26 protein-coding genes and 1 riboswitch are annotated in these 24,563 nt (G+C 35.9%); of the genes, 11 read left to right on the plus strand and 15 right to left on the minus strand.

Annotated features, from left to right (window positions below):
- Nucleotides 1-34 precede the first annotated feature (34 nt).
- From ASG31_RS11075 to ASG31_RS11085, 3 genes are read left to right on the plus strand one after another with little or no spacing between them, the layout of a single operon-like run.
- Complete coding sequence (locus tag ASG31_RS11075) at nt 35-376, plus strand: hypothetical protein (protein ID WP_056032165.1); 342 nt, start codon at nt 35-37, stop codon at nt 374-376.
- Nucleotides 360-662 (plus strand): type II toxin-antitoxin system RelE/ParE family toxin, encoded by a 303-nt coding sequence (locus ASG31_RS11080; RefSeq protein ID WP_056032168.1) that lies wholly within the window; start codon nt 360-362, stop codon nt 660-662. Before ASG31_RS11075 ends, ASG31_RS11080 begins: the two co-directional genes overlap by 17 nt.
- Nucleotides 663-673: 11 nt before the next feature.
- Nucleotides 674-1,681, plus strand: a complete 1,008-nt coding sequence (locus tag ASG31_RS11085) for a cytochrome-c peroxidase (RefSeq protein ID WP_082504538.1) — start codon at nt 674-676, stop codon at nt 1,679-1,681.
- 47 nt (nt 1,682-1,728) lie between these two features.
- On the opposite strand, the gene ASG31_RS11090 is transcribed toward ASG31_RS11085, so the two are convergent.
- A complete protein-coding gene (locus tag ASG31_RS11090; protein ID WP_056032171.1) occupies nt 1,729-2,229 on the minus strand; it encodes a hypothetical protein in 501 nt (166 codons plus the stop codon).
- A gap of 44 nt (nt 2,230-2,273) precedes the next feature.
- A complete protein-coding gene (locus ASG31_RS11095) occupies nt 2,274-2,960 on the minus strand; it encodes an RDD family protein (protein WP_056032174.1) in 687 nt (228 codons plus the stop codon).
- Nucleotides 2,961-3,358: 398 nt separating this feature from the next.
- Between ASG31_RS11095 and ASG31_RS11100 the strand changes: the two genes are divergently transcribed.
- Complete coding sequence (locus ASG31_RS11100; protein WP_056032177.1) at nt 3,359-5,578, plus strand: NADP-dependent isocitrate dehydrogenase; 2,220 nt, start codon at nt 3,359-3,361, stop codon at nt 5,576-5,578.
- Between the two features lie 91 nt (nt 5,579-5,669).
- Here the strand turns inward: ASG31_RS11100 and ASG31_RS11105 are convergent, their stop codons facing one another.
- The 9 genes from ASG31_RS11105 to ASG31_RS11145 all read right to left on the minus strand — a co-directional run bounded on the left by ASG31_RS11105 (nt 5,670) and on the right by ASG31_RS11145 (nt 14,667).
- The gene (locus ASG31_RS11105; protein WP_056032180.1) at nt 5,670-6,113 is read right to left on the minus strand and encodes a nuclear transport factor 2 family protein; all 444 of its coding nucleotides are present in this window, start codon (nt 6,111-6,113) and stop codon (nt 5,670-5,672) included.
- A gap of 173 nt (nt 6,114-6,286) precedes the next feature.
- Complete coding sequence (locus ASG31_RS11110; RefSeq protein ID WP_056032183.1) at nt 6,287-6,709, minus strand: hypothetical protein; 423 nt, start codon at nt 6,707-6,709, stop codon at nt 6,287-6,289.
- A gap of 251 nt (nt 6,710-6,960) precedes the next feature.
- Nucleotides 6,961-8,040: a diphosphomevalonate/mevalonate 3,5-bisphosphate decarboxylase family protein gene (locus tag ASG31_RS11115; RefSeq protein WP_056032186.1), complete on the minus strand. Its 1,080-nt coding sequence runs from the start codon at nt 8,038-8,040 to the stop codon at nt 6,961-6,963.
- 189 nt (nt 8,041-8,229) lie between these two features.
- Nucleotides 8,230-9,999, minus strand: a complete 1,770-nt coding sequence (locus ASG31_RS11120; protein WP_056032188.1) for an AMP-dependent synthetase/ligase — start codon at nt 9,997-9,999, stop codon at nt 8,230-8,232.
- Nucleotides 9,999-11,015, minus strand: coding sequence for an NAD-dependent epimerase/dehydratase family protein (locus tag ASG31_RS11125; protein ID WP_056032191.1), 1,017 nt, complete (start codon nt 11,013-11,015; stop codon nt 9,999-10,001). Before ASG31_RS11125 ends, ASG31_RS11120 begins: the two co-directional genes overlap by 1 nt.
- Before the next feature lie 286 nt (nt 11,016-11,301).
- Nucleotides 11,302-12,087, minus strand: coding sequence for an alpha/beta fold hydrolase (locus ASG31_RS11130; protein ID WP_056032194.1), 786 nt, complete (start codon nt 12,085-12,087; stop codon nt 11,302-11,304).
- A 177-nt stretch (nt 12,088-12,264) separates the two neighbouring features.
- Nucleotides 12,265-12,570 carry a DUF6922 domain-containing protein gene (locus ASG31_RS11135; RefSeq protein WP_056032197.1) on the minus strand — a complete coding sequence of 102 codons (306 nt, stop codon included), beginning with the start codon at nt 12,568-12,570 and terminating at the stop codon, nt 12,265-12,267.
- A gap of 20 nt (nt 12,571-12,590) precedes the next feature.
- Nucleotides 12,591-13,310, minus strand: coding sequence for a pyridoxine 5'-phosphate synthase (locus tag ASG31_RS11140; protein ID WP_056032200.1), 720 nt, complete (start codon nt 13,308-13,310; stop codon nt 12,591-12,593).
- A gap of 91 nt (nt 13,311-13,401) precedes the next feature.
- A complete protein-coding gene (locus tag ASG31_RS11145; protein WP_056032202.1) occupies nt 13,402-14,667 on the minus strand; it encodes a mechanosensitive ion channel family protein in 1,266 nt (421 codons plus the stop codon).
- 168 nt (nt 14,668-14,835) lie between these two features.
- Here ASG31_RS11145 and ASG31_RS11150 point away from each other — a divergent pair, with 168 nt between their 5' ends.
- From ASG31_RS11150 to ASG31_RS11160, 3 genes are all read left to right on the plus strand, one after another.
- Nucleotides 14,836-16,011, plus strand: coding sequence for a carboxypeptidase-like regulatory domain-containing protein (locus tag ASG31_RS11150; RefSeq protein WP_056032205.1), 1,176 nt, complete (start codon nt 14,836-14,838; stop codon nt 16,009-16,011).
- A 73-nt stretch (nt 16,012-16,084) separates the two neighbouring features.
- Nucleotides 16,085-16,576 carry a DUF456 domain-containing protein gene (locus ASG31_RS11155; protein WP_056032208.1) on the plus strand — a complete coding sequence of 164 codons (492 nt, stop codon included), beginning with the start codon at nt 16,085-16,087 and terminating at the stop codon, nt 16,574-16,576.
- Nucleotides 16,577-16,580: 4 nt separating this feature from the next.
- Nucleotides 16,581-17,078: a hypothetical protein gene (locus ASG31_RS11160; protein WP_056032595.1), complete on the plus strand. Its 498-nt coding sequence runs from the start codon at nt 16,581-16,583 to the stop codon at nt 17,076-17,078.
- Here the strand turns inward: ASG31_RS11160 and ASG31_RS11165 are convergent.
- Nucleotides 17,065-17,706, minus strand: a complete 642-nt coding sequence (locus ASG31_RS11165; RefSeq protein WP_056032210.1) for a uracil-DNA glycosylase — start codon at nt 17,704-17,706, stop codon at nt 17,065-17,067. The genes ASG31_RS11160 and ASG31_RS11165 overlap by 14 nt on opposite strands.
- Nucleotides 17,707-17,764: 58 nt before the next feature.
- On the minus strand, nt 17,765-18,271 hold the full coding sequence (locus tag ASG31_RS11170; RefSeq protein ID WP_056032212.1) for a GNAT family N-acetyltransferase: 507 nt from the start codon (nt 18,269-18,271) through the stop codon (nt 17,765-17,767).
- 122 nt (nt 18,272-18,393) lie between these two features.
- On the opposite strand from ASG31_RS11170, the gene ASG31_RS11175 reads away from it, so the two are divergent.
- Nucleotides 18,394-20,541: an endonuclease MutS2 gene (locus ASG31_RS11175; RefSeq protein ID WP_056032214.1), complete on the plus strand. Its 2,148-nt coding sequence runs from the start codon at nt 18,394-18,396 to the stop codon at nt 20,539-20,541.
- Nucleotides 20,542-20,546: 5 nt separating this feature from the next.
- Complete coding sequence (locus ASG31_RS11180) at nt 20,547-21,035, plus strand: YcxB family protein (RefSeq protein WP_056032217.1); 489 nt, start codon at nt 20,547-20,549, stop codon at nt 21,033-21,035.
- A 38-nt stretch (nt 21,036-21,073) separates the two neighbouring features.
- Here the strand turns inward: ASG31_RS11180 and ASG31_RS11185 are convergent, their stop codons facing one another.
- Nucleotides 21,074-22,348, minus strand: coding sequence for a T9SS type A sorting domain-containing protein (locus tag ASG31_RS11185; RefSeq protein ID WP_056032221.1), 1,275 nt, complete (start codon nt 22,346-22,348; stop codon nt 21,074-21,076).
- 27 nt (nt 22,349-22,375) lie between these two features.
- Nucleotides 22,376-22,630: a hypothetical protein gene (locus ASG31_RS18370; RefSeq protein WP_056032223.1), complete on the minus strand. Its 255-nt coding sequence runs from the start codon at nt 22,628-22,630 to the stop codon at nt 22,376-22,378.
- A 239-nt stretch (nt 22,631-22,869) separates the two neighbouring features.
- Here ASG31_RS18370 and ASG31_RS11195 point away from each other — a divergent pair, with 239 nt between their 5' ends.
- Nucleotides 22,870-23,664: a hypothetical protein gene (locus ASG31_RS11195; RefSeq protein ID WP_056032225.1), complete on the plus strand. Its 795-nt coding sequence runs from the start codon at nt 22,870-22,872 to the stop codon at nt 23,662-23,664.
- Between the two features lie 124 nt (nt 23,665-23,788).
- Nucleotides 23,789-23,966: riboswitch (cobalamin riboswitch) on the plus strand.
- A 111-nt stretch (nt 23,967-24,077) separates the two neighbouring features.
- Entirely contained in the window at nt 24,078-24,461 is a 384-nt protein-coding gene (locus ASG31_RS11200; protein ID WP_056032228.1) for an acyl-CoA thioesterase, read from the plus strand.
- Nucleotides 24,462-24,563 lie beyond the last annotated feature (102 nt).

Below are 24,563 nucleotides of genomic sequence, written 5' to 3' on the forward strand. Positions count from 1 at the left end.
TGTCTCATAAAGTGATACCAAAATTTATAAAATTATGATAGCTGAAATAGAAAAATATATAGAAATTCAAAATAATATCGATGAGATTCTGAAAAATTCTCCTTTTAAAATGTCTTACATTATTGAGAAATCCGGGATTAAGAAACCTACGTTTTTCAAGAAATTAAAGGAAAAAAGATTCACACCCGAAGAACTTCTGGTGATTTCAAAAATCATCGAACCAAAAGAATGGAGAAACGAAACAAAAGAGGAAATTCTGGAATCATTTTTAAGAGCTGAGGAAGATTTTAAAAACGGAAGAATCTACAGCTATGATCAGGTAAAAGAGCGTTCCAGAAAAAGATTAGAAGATTACAGAAATGGAAATTCAATTTAGTAAGGAAGCCTTCGATGATCTGGATAAAATTGAAGACTATCTTTTAAAAAGATGGAATGATAAAGTGCTGGAGGATTTTAATTTTGAACTCGACCGCTGTTTACAAATCATCGTTGATGGAATTGCTGTATTTCAGAAATATGAAAATACCAAGTATCAGAAAATACTGATTACAAAGCATAATACACTTATCTATTACATTGAAAATAATGTTGTGAAAGTGATCCGCATCCTTAAAAATTTCCAAAACCCAGAAGATAATTACGATTCTCTGAAAGATCTGTAAAAAACAAACCCTTGTATTCAAAATTTAAATATTTTGCCTTTGCAACTTCTTTACTGCTGCTGTTTTCTTACGGTCTGCAGGATATCGGATTAATATATCCTTCTTATTTTCCAAAACCTGTCTATGATTTTAAGAAAAAACCATTAAAATCAGCTACGATTGATTTGGGAAGAAAACTTTTTTACGACCCCATTTTATCGAGAAACAATACCATTTCCTGCTCGTCCTGTCATAATTCCAATCAGGCTTTTTCGCATGCGGGAAATCATTTGAGCAAAGGGATTGAGGACGGAATCGGGGACAGAAACTCTCCAGCAATTTTTAATCTTGCGTGGCAGAAAAATTTTATGTGGGATGGCGTAATTCCAAATATTGATGCGCAGGCTTTGGCTCCAATTAATCATCCCGCAGAAATGGGCGAAGACATCAATGTTGCTGTAAGAAAACTCAACAAATCCAAGGAATACAGAACACTTTTCTACAAAAGTTTTGGCGACAGTTTAGCAACTTCTGAACGTCTGATGAAGGCGCTTTCGCAGTTTCAGCTGACTATTGTTTCTGCCAATTCAAAATATGATAAAGTGAAACAGAAAAAAGCTCAATTCACTGATTCTGAAAAAAATGGTTACCTTCTGTATCAGCAAAACTGCAGCTCATGCCACAGCGAACCTCTTTTCTCCACTTACGGTTTTGCAAATAACGGACTTCCCGTTGACCCCAAATTAGACGACCACGGAAAATGGAACAAATCTTTTGAGCCGGCTGACCAGTATATGTTTAAAATTCCAAGCTTAAGAAATCTTGGCCACACCTATCCTTACATGCACGACGGTAGATTTAGAACTTTAAATGAAGTTTTGGATCATTACGAAAAAGGAATTGTAAAAAGCCCAACTTTGGCGAGACAGCTGGAAAAACCGATTGTTTTTAGCACGATAGAAAGAGAAGATTTGCTTTCTTTTTTGGCAACTTTAAATGATTCTACTTTGGTTTCAAACCGCAACTATCAGAAAAAATAATATTAAGATTTAAACTAAAAAAAGCTGCAATGACGCAGGTCTTCGTTTTACTTATTCACCAAAATATTCTCAACCGATTCTAAAATTTCTCTTTCAATATCTTCTTCAGAAAGATTATCGAGCGTGTAATTTTTTTCTTTCAAAGCTGCATTACCGGTTCCGTTCTGGAAAATCGTGTCCTGATGAATGACGATTCTTTTTAAATTTTTATCAGCCACAAACATAATGTGCGGAAATTTGTCATTCACATAGAAATTAGAATCCACATTTCTGGAAATCTGCAATTTAATATTGGTTTGAGAATTAATACCTAAACCATTTTTAATCTCTTCATTAAATGAAATCTTACACCCAAAACCGTTCTCACGAAGCATTCTTCTGAATTCCTGCATTTTGGGATCGATAAAGTTCTTACACAAAGTTCTGAAACCTTCGATAAATAAATCGTCTTCGCTTTTTTTCTTTTCCATGCTCTCTTTGAGCTTCTGTTCTTCAGATTTTAAATTGGAAAAGAGAGAATTGAGTTTATTGATATTTTCTTCTTTCATTTTTTGGTTAAGGCTGAGGTTAAAGCAGAGGTTGAGGTTTATAATTAAAATCTTCTTTCTCTTCTGAGCTCTGACACTACGATGGTGCTTGAAATACTGTCGTGCAGGCACTGATTTCTCCTGTTGAAAAAGAACATGAAAAAGCCTATAAAAAATGTCATTACATTCAGGATATTGGCGAAAAACCTACCGGTTGCCTGTCCGAAATTTACTTTCATTCCGTCTGTGCTGAGAAGTTTGATACCTGCCGCTTTCTGTCCCAGTGTCTGCTGGTCTTCCCCACTGTGCATCAGTGAAAAATACAGCCACCCCGGCAAAAGAGGGATGATCATTGAAGGAATAACGATAATTAAAACATCCAGCAGTCTTGCTCCCAGTCTTTCGCCGAAATTTGCAAAACGGTACTGGATAATTTCTTTTTCGTAATGAACTTTTATAGTATTATCGTTGAGATATTCAATTTTGCCAATTTTGTAATTCACATTATTGCTGGCTGTGGTTTGCGGCAGGCTTGGTGGCAGCACCTGAATCTCTTTGCTTAAATTGATTCCCGGAGTGGGTGTCATTTCAAATAGACTTTTCAGTTCGTAGAGTTTTTCGGCTTCCGTCCAGTTGTTGATACCGCCGTGCCAGATCAGGGTATATCTTTTTATATTCTGCGACCTGAGTTCTTCTAAAGTATAAGGACCTTTCTTATCTATCCCGTCATGAATAAAATACTTTTGTTCCATCGTTGTTTTTTATATTTATGAGGCGTAAATATATAAAATACCAACAATTTATGAGATTTTTTTTCACGCGGAAAAGAGAAAATAAAACAGAAGACTTAATTCTTTGTATTCCAAAATAGTAATTTGAATACTTACAGCACGTTAAGAGAATCAAAAAAAATTGACTTAAGAAGTATCTTATTTCAGAAAAATCAGCAAATTATATCATCAGAGAACAAAACAATTTTCAGTAAAATTTTCATGAAACATTTAATTTCCGAATAAAAATGTGAAAATTGAGAAGAAATGTGCAGAAGAACTAATTTTTAACCAAGAAAAAATTAAATTCTAAAAAGCATTCCTAATAAAAATCCTTAAATTTGTCTGTCTTAAAAATCAAACAATAAACTAACATAATAATGTCAGAAAAATCAACAATCTACTACACACTTACAGATGAGGCTCCAATGCTGGCAACACATTCGTTTTTACCGATTGTAAAAGCGTTTACAAAACCAGCAAACATTGAAATCGCCGTTCCGGATATTTCTTTGGCAGGTAGAATTTTAGCCAACTTTCCAGAGTTTCTGAAAGACGATCAAAAAACCGTTGATGCTTTGGCTCAATTGGGAGAATTAGCGACTCAGCCTGATGCAAACATCATTAAATTGCCAAATATTTCTGCTTCTGCACCTCAGTTGGATGCTGCAATCGCTGAATTACAGTCTAAAGGATTTGCGGTTCCAAACTATCCTGCAGAACCTAAAAATGATGAGGAAAAAGCAATAAAAGCTAAATATGCGAAAGTATTGGGGAGTGCTGTAAACCCAGTGTTAAGAGAAGGAAATTCTGACAGACGTGCTCCAAAAGCGGTTAAAAACTATGCAAAAGCAAACCCTCACAGAATGGGCGACTGGGCCTCTGACAGCAAAACTGACGTTGCCCACATGATCAGCGGAGATTTCTACGGAACTGAAACTTCGACGACTCTTGAGAATGCTACAAAATATAAAATCGTTTTCAAAGGAAATGACGGTGCTGAAACTTTATTGAAAGATTTCGCAGGTCTTCAGGCTGGCGAAGTGATCGATTCTTCTGTAATGAATCTGAATTCTTTAAAATCTTTCGTACAGGAAGCGATTGAAGAAGCTAAAAACAGAAACGTTCTACTTTCTGCTCACCTGAAAGCGACGATGATGAAAATCTCAGATCCAATCGTGTTCGGAGCAATCGTTGAGACTTTCTTTAAAGATGTTTTCGCTAAATATGCTGAGACTTTTGATTCTTTAGATGTCAATCCAAACAACGGTTTGGCTGATCTTTTCGATAAAATCAAAGGAAATGCTCAGGAAGCTGAGATCAAAGCTGATATTGAAACTGCTTTAGCAAATGGCCCAAGAGTAGCAATGGTAAACTCTGACAAAGGAATTACCAACTTCCACGTACCTTCTGATATTATTGTTGATGCTTCTATGGCTGCTTTGGTAAGAGGTGGCGGAAAAATGTGGAACAAGGAAGGAAAAGAAGAAGATACAGTTTGTATTATTCCTGACCGTTCTTACGCTGGTTTTTATCAGTCTGTGATTGACGATATGAAAGCACACGGAAAATTAGATCCTACCACGATGGGTTCTGTTCCGAACGTTGGGTTGATGGCTCAGAAAGCTGAAGAATACGGATCTCACGACAAGACTTTTCAAGCTACAGCTGAAGGAAAAGTTGAAGTTCAGGATGAAAACGGAAACGTTCTTCTTTCTCAAAAAGTTGAGAGCGGAGATATTTTCAGAATGTGTCAGACGAAAGATGCTCCAATTCAGGATTGGGTAAAACTGGCTGTAAACAGAGCGAGACTTTCTGATACACCTGCTATTTTCTGGTTGGATAAAGGAAGAGCGCACGACAGAGAAATGATCAAAAAAGTTGAAAAATATTTAGCTGATCACGACACCAACGGATTAGACATCAAAATTCTTGATGTAAAAGACGCAATGACCGAGACTTTACAGAGAGCAAGAGAAGGTAAAGACACGATTTCTGTTTCAGGAAACGTATTAAGAGATTATCTTACTGACCTGTTCCCGATTCTTGAGCTTGGAACTTCTGCAAAAATGCTTTCTATCGTTCCATTAATGAATGGTGGTGGATTGTTCGAAACAGGTGCCGGAGGCTCTGCTCCTAAGCACGTTGAGCAGTTCATCGAAGAAGGTTATTTGAGATGGGATTCTTTAGGCGAATTCTTGGCTTTACAGGCATCTTTGGAGCATTTGGCACAAACTCAGGGCAATACTAAAGCTCAGGTTTTAGCCGATGCGCTGGATGAAGCAAATGCTAAATTCTTAGCGACAGATAAGTCTCCTGCGAGAAAAGTCGGACAAATCGATAACAGAGGTTCTCACTTCTATCTGGCAATGTACTGGGCGGAAGCTTTAGCAAACCAAACTGCTGATGCTGAATTGGCTCAACAATTTGCTCCGGTTGCAGAAGCGATGCAGGAAAGTGAAGATGTAATCAATTCTGAATTGATCGGTGCTCAGGGCAAGCCTCAAAACATCGATGGCTACTTCAAAACTGACACTTACAAAACGTATGAGGCCATGAGACCAAGTACTGTTTTAAATGAAATTATTGACGGGATTTAATTTAATACGAATTATTCGAATTTCCCGAAGTACTATAAACAAAGGAACACGCAGAGTTATTTTGCGTGTTTTTTTTTATTTCAGAGATATACTATTTTAATTCTTTGCAGTTATCTTTTCTTCTTGTATCAATTAGATACTGAATTTTCCATTCATTATTCACCTTAATCAGTTGAAAACTGTTGGCGCCGCAATGTGAAAATTTCCCTTTAAAATAAAATGTGTACGGCGTAAAAACGCTTGCAAGATTTCCGTCTGTATGAATACCTTCCACAACAAATCTTTCATCCAAATCATCTTTTTTCATTTTGGAAATGGATGCAATGAAATCATTGATGTTTTCAGTTTTCACACCATCTTTTGTAATGGTTTGAAGAATGGCAGCATCAGAAAAAACCGTTTTCAATAATTCGGAATCTGCATTTTTCATGGCTGAAAATAAATTTCTTATCGGTTTTTCGATCTCCGAATTTGAGGTTTGCTGTGCAAATGACAGGCTTCCGAGAAATAATGTGAGTGCAAGTATATTTTTCATTGTAAAGGATTTAAACTTGGTTTAAAATTAGAAAATTTTTTAATGTCAACCGGCATTAAAATAAACTGCAAAAATTTGTGACCTATTCAATATCGTCTTAAAACACTGAGCAATAAAAAAAAGATGACTGCACTTTCGTACAGCCATCTTTTAGTTTAAATTTTTATGAATTATTATCTATTTCCTTTTGCCTTTTTAACTTTATAAACCTTTGCTTTTTTATTAATGTGTTTATATCGCTTATCATTGTTTTTATTACTGTTATATACAGCTACAGGATTTTTTCCTTTGTAATATTTGGTTTTAAACTTTGTATATTTATCCCTTCCCATGATTCTTTCCAGCTCAGAATATCTGTCTGTAGACCATCTGTCAGGTTGGTTTGCATATACTCTGTTCCATCCGTCGTAGTCATTGTATCTGCTGTTTAGATTATTGATCTCATTGGCCTGTGTTGGTGATAACAATAGATCTGAAACTACAGACTGCCAGTTGACATCTGTTACACTTCTTCTGTAATCATTGTAATAATCTGACTGTGCATATCCTAAACTAAAAGTTCCAAGGAGTATTGCTGTGATGAATAATTTTTTCATTTTGTATAAACTTGTAATTCTGTATTTTCAATATCAATGCCAAAAATTTAAATTAAATCATAATTTTTTATTAAATATTACCGTAGTATGGTAAAGATACTGTCTATTTCACAACTGTCGGAACTAATAATGTTAATGAAATCTCGAAAAATGCAGGACTTTATATCCTTCAAAAATGAAAGCGGACTACTGCCCGCTCCGTGCTGAAATTATCAGCTATCAACTGTTGTTTATTAAAGATTGCTATATCATTACCATTTCATCACATCCTTCACTACTCCATTTTTCTGGGTATGTGGCAGCAATTCAGATTCGATAAAAGATTTTATCTGGTCTTCTGAACCGTCATTCGGGAAGAGCAAATGAACATTGGCACCAGCATCGAGAGTAAAAAATAACAGTAATTTGGTTTCTATTCTGAAATCCCAGATTTTATTGATGACTTCCAAAGTTCCTGTTTTCATCAAAATAAATGCAGGATCGCTAATCATCATCATCGCATGAAGGGTTAAAGCTTCGTGTTCTACGAGTTTTATGAAACTTTCCATATCACCCGCTTTCAAGATTTCTTTTAAAATTTTAAAATTTTCGTGCGCTTCCTGAAAACGTCTTTCTGCATAAGGATTGGTATTCATCAAACCGTGGCCAACCGTAGAACTCACCGATTTTTCACCTTCGTGAATAAGCAGAACCCAATCATTAAAATCTTTGAAAATTGGATGAATTTCGTCGTCAGAATATTTCACTGCAAACAGATCTGAACTTCCTTCCACCACATCAGATTCGCCCCAGACAACTAAGCCGTTATACAAACTTCTGCATGCGCTTCCGCTTCCTAATCTCGCAAGAAAAGAGGCTTTTTTGGATATGAATGATGATTGATGATTGATAATTGATGATTCTGAGTTTTCGTTTGAAAACTGCTCATCTAAACTCATCAAACATTTTGCAATTGCACCAAAACCTGAAGCTGAACTCGCAATTCCTGAGCTGTGAGGAAAAGTGTTTTCGGTTTTAATGATGTACTTTCCTTTCAAAATCCAAGGAAGATATTGCTCGATATTTTTGAAATATTTTTCAATTTTTTCGGCAAATTTCACCTCTTCATTACCTGCTAAAAAAGTCTGAACAGAAAACGGTTCGTTTGCCACAAACTCCATTTCCGTATTGGTTTTACAGTGATTCAGAGTAAAACTGATGCTTGGATTGGCAGGAATCTGATCTTTATATTTGCCCCAATATTTGATCAAAGCAATATTTGACGGACAGCTTTCTGAAACTCTTTTATTGTGTATTGTAAATTCGTTTGTTCCTAAAAAATCGTTTGTCATAATTTAATTTTTTTTTACCACAAAAGTCACAAAAGCTTTTTTCTGATTGAGTATATTTAAGTTTAGATAGAAACTTTATGTAAGTTCAAATAAGGGTGAAAAAAAATTATATTATATCTTATTTGAACTTTAAAGATTCAGAATTTAAACTTTATCTTTTGTGACTTTTGTGGTTATTTATGCTGAAACCTAATACATTTCCTCAATCAAATCTGCATATTTTTTCATCACCACATTTCTTTTTACTTTTAAAGTTGGGGTAATTTCTCCGCTGCTGATGTCAAATTCTGCCGGCATTAAAGTAAATTTTTTCACTTTTTCATAATCTGAAATCTGATGTTGCAGTTCGCTTACTTTTTCTTTATAGAAATCGATAATTTCTTTCTTTTTAACAATTTCGTCCCAGTTGGTAAACGGAATGTTTTTCTTCTTTAAATATTCCGTTAAAAACTCAAAATTCGGGACTATTAAAGCAGACACAAACTGCCTTCCTTCTGCAATCAAGGTTATCTGACTGATGAAATTATTGTTTGTGAGAAGATTTTCAATCATTTGCGGAGCAATGTATTTTCCGTTGGAAGTTTTCATCAAATCCTTTATTCTGTCGGTAATAAAAAGATTTCCGTTTTCATCAAATTTGCCTGCATCTCCGGTTTTAAACCAACCATCCTGCGTAAAAACTTTTTCGGTTTCTTCAGGTCGGTTGTAATAACCTTTCATAATTCCGTTTCCTTTAGCTTGAATTTCGTCCTGCTCGCCAATCCGAATTTCTACGTTTGGTAAAGGTTTACCACAACTTCCGTGTTCAAAATTGGTCAGTGGAAAAGCAGTTAAAGTTGCCGTGGTTTCCGTTAATCCGTAACCGACTGTAACGTGGATATCGACAGATTCAAAAAACTGTGTAACTTCCGGCGACAGCGATGCGCCACCGCAAGGAATAAACCACAATCTCCCGCCTAATTTCTCTTTAATTTTACTGAAGACCAACAGTTCTGCAACAGTTTCTTTAGCCTTTAATCCAAAAGGAATCGATCTTTCTGTCCGCTTAAATTCTGCAGTCTGTTTTCCAACTTCCAGAGCCCAGTTGAAGATTTTCTTTTTAAAAGATGAACCTTCTTCTGATTTGTCTAAAACTCCGGCATATACTTTCTGCAAAAACCTTGGAACCACGCACATCATCGTGGGCTTTACCTCAACTAAAGCTTTGGAAATTGCTTTGGAATCTTCAAGAAAATAAACTCTTGCCCCGCCGTACAGACATAGTAAACTCCAGCTTCTTTCGAAAACGTGAGTTAACGGTAAAAATGCGAGTGAAACTTCTTCTTCAAAATTTTTAAACTTAAAAAATTCAAAATGGGCATCGCATAATTTCACAAAATTTCCATGAGGAAGCATTACGCCTTTTGGATTTCCTGTAGTTCCTGAAGTGTAAATAATGGTTGCGTTATCGTCTTCATTTTTTTCTGAAAACTCAAATTTTGGGGATGATTTGGCGATAAAATCTTCCAGATAAAAACTGCTGAATTCTCTCTTAATCCAAACTGCTTTTTTGGATATGATGATGGATTTTAAATCTGTATTTTCCCTCTGTAAAATTTCAAGACACGAATCGTATTGTGCCTGGCTTCCCACCAAAACCGATTTTGCTCCTGAATCTTTTAAAATAAATTCTGCCTGCTCGGTATTATTGGTTGAATAAATTGGAACGGTAATGGCACCTAACGACAGCACTGCCAGATCAAAGATCATCCATTCTGCAGAATTTTCGGCATAAAGAGCTACTTTATCATTTTCTGCAATGCCTGAATCTTTTAATGCGTTTGCTGTTTTAAAAATAATTTCGCTGAATTTATTCCAGCTTAATTCTTTCCACTTTCCATCTTTTTTCTTAAAGCCAATTGCTGATTTTAAAGGATGTTTTTCTACATTTTTACTGATGATTGCCTGTGCAAGATTCATTACTTTTTATTCAGCTTTTTGTCGTTAATATAATTGGTGAGATGAAAGTTTATGCTTTCTGAAACGGGGATGAAATTATAGTCTAATTTCTCCTTGATTTTATGATTTGAAATTACATTTAAAGAGGAAACAGATTCAATATTTAATTTGGTCGCCATTTTGAGCTGTGGAATTATCCAACCCAACAACATATTGGCAATTCTCCCCATTTGTAATGTAGATTTTGAAAGAATTTTAGCTTCTTTCAGACCTAATTTTGATCTGATCTGCTTTCCGAGATCTGCATATTTTCTGTTTTCGGAAACGATGATAAATCTTTCGCCGAAAGCATTTTTCTCCATCAATTCAATTGAAATTCTGGCAACATCACGCACATCAACGTAGCTCGTTCCGCCCGAAAATGTGAAGCTGTTGTTTTCAAAAGTCGGGAAAATATCGCCGCTGCTTTTGCCCCAGTTTCCGGTTCCTATGATCATTCCCGGATTGATGATGATGGTGTTTAAACCTTCCGCAGAAGCTCTCCAGACTTCCATTTCAGAAAGATGTTTAGAAATTGAGTAGGCAGAATGCTCGTCTTTAGGGTTGAAATCTGAACTTTCGTCAAGTTCCCCTTTCTCGTTGTATAAATCCAGAACTGCAATCGAGCTTACATGAAGAAATTTTTCCACCATAGAATTTTCGCATGCAAAAAGAAGATTTTCTGTTGCTTTGATGTTGGTGTGATTCATTTCTTTTTCATCTTTCGGATGAAAACTTACTTTTGCAGCACAGTGATATACTTCTGTTACATTTTTCAAAGCAGATTCAACAGCGTGAATATCATCAAAATCCACATTAATCCATTCAATTTTATCGAAAAAATCATTGGGATTTTCTGTAAAATACTGATAGGAATGTTTTACTTCATTAATATTGCCCGACGGTCTTTTGGCAGCACGCACTTTTTTACCTTTTTTCAAAAGCTCAAGAACGATGATTCTGCCTAAAATTCCTGTTGCACCTGTAACAAAGACCATAGATTTTAATAGATTTTAAAACGTTCTGCAAATTTGCGGAAATATTACAAATGATTAATCAAAAAAGGTACAAAAGTTTGTTTGAAAACTTAGAGGCACTTTCAGATTTGAAAAGTTCGAAGCTAAAAAGTTGAAAAGTTGTGAAAAACCCAATTGAAGCAGATAAAAGTGATTTTAAAATTTTACTTTCATTTATCTGATCTTATCAACATATTACATTTAAACTGAAATTACTGCAAAAGCTTTTTTGCCTTTCGTGGTAATTGTTGCTCACAGTCTGCAATCTTCAGATCCCCAGAAACTCTTTTACAACAATTGCGAAATCTACAGGATTATCTGCCTGAACCCAGTGTGCTGCATTTTTAATTTTTACAAATTGGGCTTTTGGGAATTGCTGTTTAACCGCAAACTCATCCTGCGGCAAAATATAATTTGATTTTTCGCCTGCAATGAATAAGGTTGCACCGTCAAAAACGCCGAACTTAATTGCATTTGATACAAACTGATTGTATTTTTCTGAAAGCGTTTTCAGATTAAATCTCCAGTTGAGTTTTTTGGAATCTCCATTCTCTTCCCAGTACAGATTTTTTGCCAAAAACTGAATGGTAGATTTTTCAGGAATATATTGCGTTAACATTTTTTCCACTTCTCCGCGGGATTTTACTTCGTTGAAATTTACTGTTTCCAATGCTTTAATAATTCCCTGATGATGCGGTGGATAGGCTTTCGGACTGATATCAACAACAATAAGTTTTTCAACCTTTTCAGGATAGTTCATGGCAAACTGCATGACGGCTTTTCCGCCTAAAGAGTGGCCTAAAACATGGGCTTTATCAATTCCGTAATGATTCATATAATTGGCAATATCGTCTGCCAGATCATCATGAGAAATATTTTCTGAATGAAAACTCCTGCCGTGATTTCTTAGGTCAATGAGATGAACGGGCAAAATCTCTCCCAATTCTTTCCCGAAACTTCCCCAGTTATCGAGCATTCCAAACAAACCGTGGAATACGAGAAGCGGTGTTGACGAAAGTTTTTCACCGAATATTTTTGAATGTAAAATTTGCATATTTAATTTTTTAGGCTGGATGTTGGAAGATGGGTGCTGGAAGTTTATCTGAATCCTTAGATAATCAATTTTAAATATTCCTCTTTTATGGTTTTTTACATTTTTCCCGGAAAAATTCTTTGAGAACTTCTGGACTATTTTGGATATCAGAAAAAATTTCTGACTTCAATATATTGTTTAAGAGTTCAAGTAATTCTGGAGTAACTGCCTGTGTATGTAACATCTGAATTCAGTTTTATCACTATTGAAAATTGTGGAAAGAAAAGATAAAGTTACTGCATCAAGACTTCTCAAATTTAATGACACCTCTTTTATTTTATCTAATCCGTAGAATGATTTTAATAAATTCCAATCAGACATTCTTCCATATTCTAAGACTTTTTGAATCATGTGAACATTATGTTTTTCCAAATCAAAAGCCGCCAAATGCACATCACCGTAGAGATGCGGAGAAAAATCTTTAATGGTAATTTCAGAATTCATTTATCAAATATAAGCAAATTCTACCACTTCGCCAATCTCTTCAAATAAGCCTGAACCGTGTTTTCCATGCCCATGTACAGAGCTTCGGAAACCAAAGCATGACCGATGGACACCTCCAGCAGATTAGGAATATTGTCTGCGAAATATTTTAAATTCTCTAAGCTTAAATCATGACCTGCATTAATTCCTAATCCAAACTTCCCGGCTTCAAGAGCAGTTTCAATGTAAGGTTTGATGGCTTCTTCTTTGTTTTGAGCGTAATGTGATGCGTAGGCTTCGGTGTACAGTTCAATTCTGTCTGCTCCGGTCTCGGCAGCAAATTTTACCATTTCAGGATTTGGATCTAAAAAAATCGAGGTTCTGATTCCCGCATTTTTAAATTCTGTAATGACAGACTTCAGAAAATCCATGTTTTTTTCGCAGTCCCATCCTGCATTTGACGTAATTGCATCGTCGGCATCAGGAACCAAAGTGACCTGTTCAGGCTTCACTTCCAAAACCATATCGATAAAATCTCTGTGCGGATTTCCTTCGATATTAAATTCTGTATGAACAATCGGTTTTAAATCGTACACATCTTTTCTTGTGATGTGCCTTTCGTCAGGTCTTGGGTGAATGGTAATTCCGTGAGCACCAAATTCCTGAATTTTAATAGCCGCTTCGGTTACACTTGGGCTTTCGCCACCTCTTGCGTTTCTTAAAGTGGCAATTTTATTAATGTTTACGCTTAGTTTTGTCATATTTTTGTTGGATGATGGATGTTGGAAGCGGGATGTTGTTGCTTCTGGAAATTCATCTTTTTTTTATCTGTATTTTAATTCTCAGCAATTTTTATTTAAGCAAACCAATCTGCATAATCTGAAGATCAAATTCTTTGGAGGCTACCAAAAGGTGATCAAAAATATCTGCCTGTATTTCTTCAAAATGCTCCCATTTTGAATCGTTGGCAAAACAATAGATTTCTAAAGGAAGACCTTGCGTGGTAATCTCCAGCTGGCGCACCATCAAATGGCTGGTTTGGTCAATATCCTGATTATTTTCAAGATATCTCTGCGCATAATGCCTGAAAACTCCGATATTAGTAAGCTGTCTGCCATTAATGATTTTGTCATTGTGAATTAAAGCCTGCTTCTCACGGTTTATTTCAGACGTTTTTTTGTTGAGATAATCTGAGATGAGATTAATTTCTTTCAGTTTTTCAATTTCCTCTTCATTTAAAAATTTAAAAGAGGTAATATTAAAAACTATGGATTTTTTAATTCTTCGGGTATTGGATTCAGACATTACCTGAAGGTTTTTGATTTCAGTAGTAAGCAGGTCGTAAGTAGGAATGGAGGAAACGGTTTTATCGAAATTTGAAATTTTTGTGGTCAGCAAACTGATGTCTAAAATATTTCCTTCAATATTATATTTCGGAATCCCGATCCAGTCGCCCACTTTTAAACTTTTGGATGTAGCAACGTGAATTCCTGTTACAAATCCTAAAATTGTATCCCGGAAAACCAAAACCAAAACTGCCGTGATTGCCCCTAAACTCCCGACGATTGTTGTTCCCTTAATCCCAAAAACCACACAGATGCTTACAATGGTGAAGATAAATATACCTAAAATTTTCACCGTCTCAGAAATCGCATTGATAGCCATCACTTTATAATAATCCTGCTTGATGGTGAAGTAACTTCTGAAACCCGTTAAAGACCGGTACAACATCCCGGCAAGAATCAGTACCAAACCCAAGTTGACTGACCTGTGAATGAAAGTGGTAGTCTGTTTTAAAGCTCCTGCAAAAATAGATTCGTGAATAGATCCTACAATTGCCAATGCAACAAAATGCGCTAGAGAATTGGTAATTTTAGACTGATAAACAGATTTAAGAACGGGGAATTTGTTTTCGTTTCTGAAAAATTTAAAAGTATAATTAATAATTAATTTAAAAAGAAAATCCAGCAGAAAGAAAATCGCCGTCAGCAAAGCCAGCTTTACAATAATATGAAAAATCCACTCGGTACCCGCGGGTGAAATTTTGTTTATGTACAGATAGAGCTGCTCACTGGTTTCCTGAAAAAAACTTTTGGTGTTTGTGATTTCATCTTTCATCGTCTGCAAATTTAAGCAATTAAAAAGTCTTTAAAACATCTTTGACAAAGGAAAATTCTATAAATTTTTATTAAAAAAAATTAGTTTAATTTAAAAATTATTAAATTTTAATGAATTATTCGCAACAAATATTTAATTTAGTCAAAATAACCTATAAAACTATCTCCTATGAAAAAATTCAACCTTTTATTCATTTTAATCCTGATCTTATCGCTTGGCTCATGCCGTTCTGATTCTGAAACTGCTGAAACTCTCACAGCAATCGCCGTGCAAAACGGAAAGGTGAAAGGGAAAATCACCTCGCAAAACGGTACAAAATCCATTGGTGGTGCTTCTGTTTTTACTTTTGACGAAAAATATAAAATTTATCACACCACATCAGATTCAGAAGGAAATTTCACCCTTGAAGCCCCGGAAGGAAATCACACCATCTACATCCAGACCGGAAACGGAAGCAATTTCCGAACGCAGGCAGCGGCAAATATTAAAGCCAATGAAACAGTAAATCTTGAACTTACGCAAACCAAATTAACACAGGTTGCAAAAATTGCCTATGTAAAAGGAACTTACGATAAAATCGAAGATATCATCCAGACCTTGGGCTACACTGCCACGGAAATCACCAATACAGATCTGGCCAATTTGAACACGCTTGCTCAGTACGACATCGTATTTTTAAATTGTGGATCAAGAAAATTTTCTCAGTTCGCGAGCCTTTATCCCGTAATTGAAAACAATTTAGCAGTATTTGTAGCCAACGGTGGAAGTATTTATGCTTCAGACTGGGACGTCGCCTACCTTATCGGCGGAAATGACAATACCAACAACTGCAATCTTGCCGGAGGTTTTATTCCTGATACCAAACTGTGCTCTAAAAATATCGGTACTTCGGGAATTGTTCCGGGAACAGTGAGCAATGCACCTTTGGCGACAGCTTTAGGATTCAACACCTTAAATCTTGATTTTGATTTGGGAGCATGGCAGAAAATCACCAATTATGATCCTGCTTACTGGGAAGTTTTGGTGAAAGAAACTGCTACAAATGACCCATTGATGATCAGAACCAATCAGTTTACAGACAACAGTTTACCCAATATTCCGATTGGAAACGCTCCTACTTTAAACTTTGTAACAGTTTGCATCACGCTTTCCAATAATGTTCAGATCAGTATTTCTGTTCCGCAGGTTGCTGTTCCTGCTTTAGTAGCTTTGGGAGCGACTATCGGTTCTTGTTCGGGTGCCGGAAACAGCGGTTATATTTATTACACCGCCTTCCACAATCACGCTTCAGGAAATATCGGGAATGCTGCTGGAATTCTTCAGTATGTGATTTTAAATCTTTAAAAAATCGGCTTGGAAATTGATAAACAAAAGTGGCCTGAAAAGGTCACTTTTTTTATTATTAAAAATTTAAATTATGGAATACTCTCTCATCGTTTTGCTCAGCCTTGTTCTATTGGTTTTAGGCATAGTTGGAACAATTCTCCCCGTTTTGCCCGGACTTGTTTTAAGTCTTGCCGGATTGCTTATTTACAAATATGGAGCAGAAGCAGACCTTTCAATGATCTACATTTGGGCATTTGTGATTCTGACTGTAGCTTCAGTTATTTTAAATTATGCCATCCCCGCAAAAGCCACAAAAAAGTATGGCGGAACTCGCTGGGGCAGCATCGGGTCAGTGATTGGAACCATTGTAGGAATGTTTATCCCAATTCCGCTGGGATTTTTGATAGGAATGTTTGCAGGAGTTTTCATTGGCGAACTTTTACACGACAGCAAAGACATGAATAAAGCTTTGAAATCTACAAAAGGAGCCTTTATCGGATTTCTTTATGGCACAGGATTCAGTTTTGTAGTTGGTGTGGCAATGTTTTTAGTTGTAGTTTTGGATCTTACAAATGTTATTTAAAAAAATGTATTACAAAACAATTATTCTGAGTCTGGGATTTTTAAGTTTAACCAACTGTAAATCTCAAAAAGCAAAATCTGATGTTATTAAAGCCGAAATATCAGAAATTGGCGATGTAAAGACTACCACCAAAGAAGGTGAAATCATCTATCTCAAAGAAGGCGAAAACAAATTTCTGAAGGAATACCAAATGAATGTAACGTTCAAAGGAATTTCTGAAGACAGTCGTTGCCCGAAGGATGTGCAATGCATCTGGAGCGGTGTTGCCGTTGCACAGGTTGAAGTGATGGCTACTACTTCAAGACCGGTAACCTTGCAGATTTCAAGCATCGAAAACAAAGCTAAAAACTATCACAAATCAGCAGATTTCAATGGCTACACGATCTCTCTAGCAGATGTAAATCCGTATCCTGAATCTTCAAAAGGCACTAAAGACTTAAAAGGTAATTATAAAATCGGAATAATCATCAAAAAAGCCGGAGAAAACACTACCACGAGATAGGTTTTTTCCCTTTGGAAACTAAATATTCATTGATTTTAGAGAAAGGTTTGCTTCCGTAAAAGCCTCTGTAAACAGAAAAAGGCGAAGGATGCGCAGACTTAATGATAAAATGTTTAGCCGGATTGATCAATTCGGCTTTTTTCTGCGCAAAAGCGCCCCACAAAACGAAAACTACATTCTCTTTCTTATCTGAAATTTCTTTGATGATATAATTTGTAAAAGTTTCCCATCCCAAATCTTTGTGAGAATTTGGAGAATGAGCACGGACAGTCAACGTTGCATTAAGCATTAAAACGCCCTGTTCTCCCCAGTCATCAAGTTCTTTTGAAGTACGGTTGATTCCCAGATCATCATTTAATTCTGTAAAAATATTTTTGAGAGAAGGCGGCGCAGCAACCTGTTCGGAAACCGAAAAACACAAACCATTCGCCTGAAAATCATTATGATAAGGATCCTGCCCGAGAATTACCACTTCAACATCATCAAAAGGCGTGATTTCCAACGCTCTAAAAATCTGTTTTTTTGGTGGGAAAACTTTTATGGTGGCATATTCCTGTTTTACTTTTTCCCAAAGCTGTTCAAAGTAAGGGGTATTTTTTATGGGTGCTAAAATTTCGGTCCAGGTCATATTTGATTTGTGATTTGAGGTCTGTGATTTGTGATTTGAGATTGCAATTCAAATACCATTATCCTTGTCTGATACTGAAAACCAAATTATCCGGAAAACCTTCATCTTCTCTCACATCTTCCAAAGCAAACCCACTTTTCAAAAGCAGACCTTTAGAATTTTCATTAAATTTATTGGTCATCGCAACGATTTCCTGTAAATGTACATCTGTAAAACCAAAATCTACAACCACTTTCAACGCTTCAGACATCAATCCCTGATGATGAAACTCAGGCAACAATTCGTAACCAACTTCTGCCGTTTTTCGGTCTTCTGTAAAATTATACAGACAAATTGTTCCGATTAAATTCTGTTGATTTCTAAGCGAAATTCCAAAATAAAAAGATTCATTATTCTTCGTTCGTTCCTTGATCATCAGAATGAACTGCAATGCATCAAAATTATTTTTGGGCGTATTTCTTACCACATATTTGTTGGTAATTTCATTACTGCGAATCTTTAAAATATTTTCAACATGAGTTTCGTTGATAGGTTTTAAAATTAGTCTTTCGGTTTCCAGTTTCATATTTCAAATGTAATTAAATGATTTGAGATTTGAGATTTGAGATTTGTAATACATTTTCAAATTCTCAAATTAAACCCATTTTCAAATTAAATTCTCATTTTCAAATTAATTATCTTTGCACTGTGTATATAAATAAAGAAGATTTAGACGAACTGGAGTTTCCGCAACTGCTCGCGGAGATTGCTCCTTTTGCATATTCCCATAAAACTAGAGAGAAAATCCTTGAACTTCGTCCGATGAAGATTGACGAGGCTGAAATTTCGTTAAAAAAGACCTCAGAATATCTTTCAAGTTTTGAAAGTTCGAATGCGATTCCTTTTGATGAATACGAAGATATTGAGAACGAACTCAAACTGATGCTGATCGAAAATTACCGGTTGGAAAACGTTGCTTTCATTAAAATAAAAACGTTAACCGAACAGATCGGAAAACTGCAGAAGTTCTTCCCAACCATGCCTGAAACTTTCCCGAATTTAATTGAGGATGTTTCTGCTTTGGAGTTTAAAAAAGAAATCATTGATAAAATTGATAAAGTTTTCAACCGTTTTGGTGAAGTAAAAAGTGAAGCTTCCCCGATTTTAAAGGTGTTGAGAACGGAAATTCAACACGCCAAAAAAGCGATTACGGAAAATTTCAACAGAGCTTTATTCAATTACGGACAAAGTGAATTTCTGGACGATATCAGAGAAACAATCATAGACGACATGAGAGTTTTGGCTGTGAAATCTGCGTACAAGAAAAGAGTTGCGGGACGTGTTTTAGGTCTTTCAAAAACAGGTTCTATCACTTATATGCAGCCGGATTCTGTGGTGAAGCACTATTTTAAACTTAAAGAAAGCGAAGAAGAAGAGAAAAAGGAAATCGATAAAATCCTGAGAAAACTGACTGCGGAGCTGGCAGAATTCCAACCACAGCTTTGGAGATATCAGATGTATATTTTTGACCTTGACCTCACGAGAGCCAAATCGAAATTTGCCGAACTGATTAATGGTGTATTGCCTAAAATCAACCGTCACAAGACTTTAAAACTGAAAGATGCTTTCCATCCCTTGTTGTTTTTGAGAAATAAGATTGAAAATAAAACCATCTATCCTCAGACCTTAGCGTTAACCGAGCACAATAGAATTATCTGTATTTCAGGGCCGAATGCCGGTGGAAAATCAATCACTCTGAAAACTGTGGGTTTACTTCAACTGATGATTCAGAGCGGGATTCTGGTTCCTACGCATCCGAAATCCGAAATGTTTTTCTTTGATAAAATTATGACCGATATTGGCGACAATCAATCTATTGAAAATCATCTTTCGACCTATTCTTCCAGACTGAAGAAAATGGGAGGAATAATCCGTGAAGCCGATGGAGAAACACTTTTGTTGATTGATGAATTTGGTACAGGCTCAGATCCTGAATTGGGTGGTGCTTTGGCAGAAAGTTTCCTTGAATTTTTCTACGACAAAAAGAGTTTCGCCATTATCACAACGCATTACACCAATATCAAACTGGTTGTGGAACAGCTTCCGAATGCTCAGAATGCGGCAATGCTTTTCAACGAAGAAACTTTGGAACCGATGTACAAACTGGAAGTGGGCTCGGCCGGAAGTTCGTTTACTTTTGAGGTGGCAGAAAAAAACAAAATTCCGAGGTTTATTATTCATTCTGCGAAGAAAAAAGTGGAGCATGATATCGTTAATTTAGATAAAACAATTGTCAAGCTTCAGCAGGAAAAATATGAAGTTGAAAAACTGAAAACCGATCTTGCCGAAAGAAAAGAATCGGTGGAAGACAAAAGAGATAATCTTCAGAAACTGAATGAACAGCTGCAGCAAAAACTCTTTAATTTCCAGAAATTATATGAGGATGAGCATCGTAAACTTCAGTTTGGAAGCAAGATTGAAGCTTTTATCGACGGTTACGTAAAAGGCAGATCGAGGAAAGATGTGGTGAAAGATTTTGTGAAGATTCTGGAGCAGGAAAAATTCAAAAAAATTGGAGCTGATAAGGATGAAACCAAGAGACTACAGGTTGTAAAAAGAAAAATCACGCAACAACTGAAGAAAGAAGATGTCATCGAAAAAATCACAGAAACCAACGAAAAAATAGAGGAAAAACGCAAATCTGATCGTGAACTGTGGATGAAAGTCGGACAGCGCGTGAGAATTACGGGAAGTACGAGCGTGGGAACGATTGAGAAAATTTCGAGGAACAAAGTTACGGTGAATTACGGGACTTTCAAGACTTTGATTAATGCGGATGAGCTGGAGAGGATTTAATTTAAATGACGGTAAAAACGCATATCAGTTTTAAGGATTTTCTGAATTTTAATATTAAAAATTCGTTGCCGAGGATCATTATTTTTTCTTTGGTTTTACTTCTGTTTTTTGTATTAAATTTTTATAATTCTGAAAATGGTTCTAATGAAATCTACAAATATGTTCTGATCTGGTTTCCTGCGATTGTAATTTTCATTTTTATCCGTTCCTATCTTAGTCTGAAAAACGCATTTTATTCAAATCTGAAGATTCAGGAGGAAATCGTCTACACTTTTACTGATGAAAAAATTCAGACAAGAGGCGAAACTTTCGAAAGTGATTTTGCGTGGAATACGGTTTACAAGATCAAAGAAAACAGAGATTGGTTTCTGATTTATCAAAGCAAAACGGTCATGAATATGATCCCGAAAAAGTATTTTTCTAGAAATGAAGTTTCGGAATTGAGAAAATTAATTAAAAACAGCGGTGTGAAAGCGAAGCTTTTAAACAATTAAACTAAAAGAGAGCAAATTTTAGTTGCTCTCTTTTTGCCTTATTTCTTAATAAATTTCTGTTTTATATTTTTAATTTCAACGAAATAAATTCCCTTTGCCAAATCATGTACATCTACGGATGATTGCGATGTCTTTCCCGTCTTTACCATTTGTCCGGTAACTGAATAAATTTCATATTTTTCATCAGAAAAAAGATCCGAAATAAAGAGTTTTTCAGTTGCGGGATTGGGGTAAATATTAAATTTCTCATACTCTTTTTCATCGGTTGATAAAACTTCGGGGGCAACTTTAACTACCCAAATGTCGGAATAAGTAGGATTTCCATAATGAAAAGAAACATCACCATTATCAGAAAAAGAACGGCCATTCATAATAAATCCACCATCAGTTGTTTGACTCATAGATTGTCCATAATCAAGTAAACTGCCACCCATGGATTTTTGCCATATAATATTTCCTACATTGTTTATTCTTACAATCCAAAAATTTCCCGATCCACCTGAATTCCCAACTGTATCGCCATCTGTGGACGAAGAGTATCCTGCAAATGTATACCCACCATTTGGCATCTCTTTAATTGAATACGCACCATCACCACCGGTACCACCTAGTGATTTTTGCCACTGAATAATTCCGTTTACATTTAGCTTGACGATCCAGGCGTCATAAGATATCGCCGAGCCATGATGTCCCGATACATCACCATCATTTGACTGACTTGAACCAGCAAATATATATCCGCCATCGTTTGTTTGAATTATAGACTGTGGAATATCATTACCGCTCCCACCATATGATTTTTGCCATTGAATAACTCCATTACTACTTAATTTTACAATCCAGGTATCATTACCGCCGTAATGAGAAGTTACATCGCCACTTACCGCATCTGTCACCCCGGCTACAATATATCCACCGTCAATCGTTTGTCGTATAGAAGAAGAGTAATCATAACCTGAAATATTCCCCAAGGTTTTATCCCACTGAATTATACCCATACTATCAATTTTCACAATCCAATAATTTGAATAATTAACAGGTGGCACTGTAATATCACCATTGTTAGACATTGTTGAACCGCCAATAATATATCCACCATCTGCAGTTTGCATTATTGAAGATCCAATATCGACGCTTGAACCACCAAGTGATTTCTGCCATTCAATATTTCCAGTATTACTCAATTTCACAACCCAAATATCACTGTAAGTTCCTACCGTTCCATGATGATTTGTTATATCACCATCTACAGAGCTAGATTCTCCTACTACAACATATCCACCGTCCGTAGTTTGCTGAATTGCATAAGGCATATCATATCCACTACCGCCTAACGACTTCTACCATTGAATGTTACCCGCAACATCTAATTTTACAACCCAATAATCTCCATTACCATGGTTTCCGGTAACATCACCATTTATCGATGGTGAATAACTCGCAAGTATTGATCCACCGTCTGTTGTAGCCCATACAGCCTGACCTTGATCCCAATCTGTTCCTCCTAATGTTTTTTGCCATTGGATAGGAGGTGCTAATTGAGCTTTTGTAAGAAAGCCTGACAATACAATTATAATCGAAAATAATTTTTTCATATAAAAAATCAGTTTTTTTTCAATGAGAACTTAATAGATAAATTTAGCAGCAAAAATAAGATATTTTGTTTCCCTCATGCATCTGTTTGATCAATAAATCATATTTCATTGACAAATAAATTATAGATTAAAAAAAATTAAATGAAAATGAAGAGATACATATTTTTAATGCATTAATGTTTGACAATTATCTCCCGAAAAATATTTAATTTATATCTTTGAGCTAAATATTCTTTCAAATGACTTTCATCAACAAAGCAGTTTTATCTTTATTCAGTATATTTTCGTTAAGTCTAATCGATGCGCAAAACAAAATTCCGTTTGGAGTTGTAAAAGCACAGGAAGGTTATGCGATGGTGCGTGTACACAAAGAAGATTACCGCAAGATTGTTGATAAAATCAGAATGAAAAAAGGCGATGTTTTCGTTTACGTAAAACCCGCTCCAGGAGAAACCGAATGGATATGGATAAAATATCCCGAAAAAACCGAAGACGAAAAGCCATTCGTGAGATACGACAGCCTTACTAAAGAAGGTATGGTCAACAAAGACCGTGTCGCTTTCATTGATCAGCTACCGAAATTTACACCGTCGAAATCTAAAAACGGAAGATCTTACACCTTTACAGATAATTCCAATGAAAAACTTCCGACTGCACAACGTACGAAAGTAGTGATCGACATCTACCCTTCCAACGCCAGTTTTAAAAGACAGGAAAAAGATGCCGACGGAAACATTATTAAAATTGATAAAGCAAAGCCGTGGGGCATCGGAAAAATCCTTCCTGAAGGTCTGACAGAAGTAAAATCCATCCGTGTACAGCAGCCAGGACGAGGAACTGTTTTTGTGCGTGACGCCATTAAAAATTTATTTGACCCAACCACCGACTTTGAAAATATTGGTGTTACTGCAATGGATGCTGACCATATTTACATTTATATGATCAATGGAAAAGGCGAAAACAGATACACTACTTTTTGGACAGTGAAGGAAGGAAAAGTAATAAGTCAGATTATTTACAATAATCCTGAATAATTTTTGGACTTTTGAAACATTAACAGCTTAATCTGTCTTAATGGTTCAAATTTTCTGCAGATCAAATTCATCCCTGATTTAATCAAACTTTATTTGTACTTTTGCCGACGGAAAATCACCGAAAATGATCTTCCAGGAAACTGGTTTTGCTTAGCCGCAAATGAAAAGGGAATCGTGTGCAAATCACGAACTGTCGCGCAACTGTAAGTAACCGAAATCTTTATAAAAACCACTGTGCGTAGGCATGGGAAGGAATAAAGATGTTACAAGTCAGGAGACCTGCCTGTTTCTTTAAACAAAAAACTTTCGCGATCTGAAGTTTATTGACCAAATATTATTTCGGGAATTATCCTTCCTGAAAGATTCTTTTTGTATCAGTAAAGTTCATTTTTCGCACAAATTTATAATGAAATATGACTACAGAAGAAAGAATTGATGCCTCGGAAACCAGAATTTTCAAAGCCGTTTTTCCCAACACAACCAATCATTACGACACCCTTTTCGGAGGAACTGCAATGCAGCTGATGGACGAAGTTGCCTTTATCACTGCCACAAGATTTGCCAGAAAGCGTGTGGTAACCGTAAGCAGCGACAAAATTGATTTTAAAAAACCAATTCCTGCCGGAACCATCGTGGAATTAATAGGAAAGGTTTCTCACGTTGGAAAAACGAGTATGAAAGTGAATGTTGAGATTTTTACCGAACAGATGTATTCTTATGAAAGGGAAAAAGCGATTACAGGCGATTTTACCTTTGTAGCCATCGATGAATTTAAGAAACCAATTCAAATTTTATAATAGATAGAGCGGTAGTTTTCAATTGCCACTTCATCACTTTCAGTCTTTATTTAAAAGGTTTCAGAAAACTTAACTGTTCGCTGAAACCTTTTTCTTTAAATG

Source organism: Chryseobacterium sp. Leaf404, from assembly GCF_001424145.1.
Classification (GTDB): Bacteria; Bacteroidota; Bacteroidia; order Flavobacteriales; family Weeksellaceae; genus Chryseobacterium.